Origin of the sequence: Asticcacaulis biprosthecium C19 (genome assembly GCF_000204015.1) — a bacterium.
GTDB classification, from domain to species: domain Bacteria; phylum Pseudomonadota; class Alphaproteobacteria; order Caulobacterales; family Caulobacteraceae; genus Asticcacaulis; species Asticcacaulis biprosthecius.
Map to the genome: position 1 here is coordinate 399,217 of NZ_GL883080.1, position 2,551 is coordinate 401,767.

At 59.5% G+C, this 2,551-nt stretch carries 2 protein-coding genes; one reads left to right on the top strand and one right to left on the bottom strand.

All coding sequences use genetic code 11. The features are described from left to right. Positions 1-134: 134 nt before the first annotated feature. Positions 135-1,607 (bottom strand): SPOR domain-containing protein, encoded by a 1,473-nt coding sequence (locus tag ABI_RS20350; RefSeq protein ID WP_083811582.1) that lies wholly within the window; start codon positions 1,605-1,607, stop codon positions 135-137. A 417-nt stretch (positions 1,608-2,024) separates the two neighbouring features. On the opposite strand from ABI_RS20350, the gene ABI_RS20355 reads away from it, so the two are divergent. After that, complete coding sequence (locus tag ABI_RS20355; RefSeq protein ID WP_006274959.1) at positions 2,025-2,462, top strand: phasin family protein; 438 nt, start codon at positions 2,025-2,027, stop codon at positions 2,460-2,462. The last annotated feature ends 89 nt before the right edge of the window (positions 2,463-2,551 follow it).

Sequence of the window (2,551 nt, forward strand, 5' to 3'; positions counted from 1 at the left end):
TGGGCGAGATGACATCTCCTCCCCACATGTGGGGAGGGGGACCCCGAAGGGGTGGAGGGGTATCTTTCTTGAAGCCGCCAAACAAAAACCCCGGCTCAGCGAGCCGGGGTTTTTGCTATTCAATCGCGGCAAACTTATGAACTGCCCTTGACGACCATACAGTCCAGGCGCTTGGCCGAAATCTGTGAGCACGCTTTCTGGGCCTGCTCCTTGGTGAGCGAGGCGAAGCGCGTCCGGTACCAGCCGGCCTCCGACTTGCTGATTTCCGATGTCGCCTCGGCCAGGGCCGTGCTGAACTTCTTCTTGATACTGGCAACCCAGTCACTGGCCAGCGTCTTGTTCTTGAACGCCCCGACCTGGATGGCCCAAACGGCGTTCGGGTCCTTTTTCTTTTTCGCCGGCTTGGCGTCGGCGACCTGCTTGGTCGTACGTTTCGCCGTTTTCGGCTCAGGCTTGGCTTCGACCTTGGCCACAGGCTTGGCGGCTGGCTTGCTGGTCAAGGTGCGGACCACGTCCGGCGCCTTTACGCTGGCGCTGACGGTCTGGACGTCCTCGTCGACCGCATTGGCGTCTTCGCTGGCCTCCAGGGCGTCACGCAGGCCGGCATCGCTGAGCGACTCGTTGGTGGCCAGAATGGTGTAGGGGCGGGGCTCGTCCGGTATCGCGTTGCGCGCGGCGAAGGCCTTGGTAAACTCGGTCTGGGCAACGGCGATGACCTCACCATTGGCGCGGCGGTCGAAGATGTCGAAGCCGGTGTTCATCAGGAAGGTGACGTGTTCGCGACGCTGCGACTTGTTGTTGCCGCCCAGCATGACGGCGATCAGCCGGTGGCCATCCTTCACCTGCGACGCCACCAGGTTATAGCCGGCAGCGTTGGTAAAGCCGGTCTTCATGCCGTCGACGCCCGGCATGTTGCGCAACGGGTTGTGATTGACATAGGTGCGGCCGCGGAAGGTGTAGTTGGGCAGGCTGAAATAGTCATAATACTGCGGATAGTCGCGCATGACGGCACGTGCCAGGATGGCCATGTCACGCGCCGACGAGAGTTGGCGCGGGTCGGGCAGGCCGGAAGCGTTGACAAAACGGGTCTGGCCCATGCCCAGTTCCTGGGCCTTGATGGTCATCAGTGCGGCGAAACGTTCTTCGGTGCCGCCGATCTTTTCGGCGAGGGCGACGGCCAGGTCATTGGCCGAGTACAGCGCCACCAGGCGCATGGCCGAATCGACATCAATGGTCTCACCCGCCTTCAGATAGACCTTGACCGGCGACTGGCCGGCGGCGTTGCGGCTCATCACGATGGTGTCGTCGGGCTTCAGCGTGCCCATGGCCAGGGCGTCAAAGGCCATATAGAGCGTCATGATCTTTGTCAGCGAGGCCGGGTAGCGCGCCGAATCCGCCTTGGCCGAGTAGAAGACTTCGCCGGTCACCGCATCGACCACGATGGCGGAATAGCGGGCGTCACCACTGAGGTCCTGGGCACGCGCTTTCAGCGGCGACACCAGGATCAAGGCGGCGAGGAGGACCAGAAGGAGCCCTTTCCTAAGGCTCCGGCTTCCCCCCGTTGTATCTTGCAAAGCAACCGATGTGGCCTGCTCGATCTTACGCATCCAATATGTCCTCAACTCTGATACAAATTGCACTGGCGCCATAATAAGAAAGCAATGTGGTCTCATTATGGGTACGCAAGAGCAGCATAACGCACGAAGTTCAATTTTGTCGCGCCGTTTTCTTAATCACCGGTTAAACACACCGGATTGTGACCGCTCCCATGGAACGCCGTGATCGCGGTACCTGGCCACACAAGACAACCACGACCCCTTGTGATACGCCAAAATTCTCCCACTCCAGGCGAATTATCGCTTCACTTTCCCGTTAACGTTTTGTGCGGTGCACAATAAACCTTGACTTCGTTGTGCGGTTGCGTTAGAAACTGCCTCAAGCCGGGCAGAAGTCCGGCAGTGCAGTCCTCACGCACGCAGCTAATGGCAGACGTGCGACAACCCATATAGAAGCGGAGTATCATCATGGACACCGGTGCTGAAACCATTAAGGCCACTGTCGACAAGTTTGCCCTGGCCGGCAACCAAGCTTTCAAGGACCAGGTCGAAAAGACCCTCGGCGCCCTGAGCGAAGTCAACACCCTGTCGAAGGGCAATGTTGAAGCTGTCGTCGAATCAATGACCGCCGCTACCAAGGGCGCGGAAGCTGTCGGCGCTCAGGCGCTGGCCTTCTCGAAGAAGAACTGGGAAGACGCTGTCACGGCCGCCAAGACTCTGTCGGGCGCCAAGAGCATCCAGGAAGTCATCGAACTGCAGTCGGCCTACGCCAAGTCGTCGATGGAAGCCTATGTAGCGGAAGTGAACCAGATGAGCGAAACCCTGTCGGCTTCGTTCAAGGACACCTTCAAGCCGATCAACGCGCGCATGACTGCCGCCGTTGAAAAGTTCCAGTCGTACCGCTAAACAGCGACTGACCTCTTTCGAGAGATATGAAACCCCGGTCCGCAAGGTCCGGGGTTTTTGCTGTGCATGAAGCCAGGGCAGGGGAACTG

Excerpts from the sequence above, each read along its gene's own strand:
- ABI_RS20350 (WP_083811582.1), bottom strand. The coding sequence starts at position 1,607 with ATGCGTAAGATCGAGCAGGCCACATCGGTTGCTTTGCAAGATACAACG.
- ABI_RS20355 (WP_006274959.1), top strand. The coding sequence starts at position 2,025 with ATGGACACCGGTGCTGAAACCATTAAGGCCACTGTCGACAAGTTTGCC.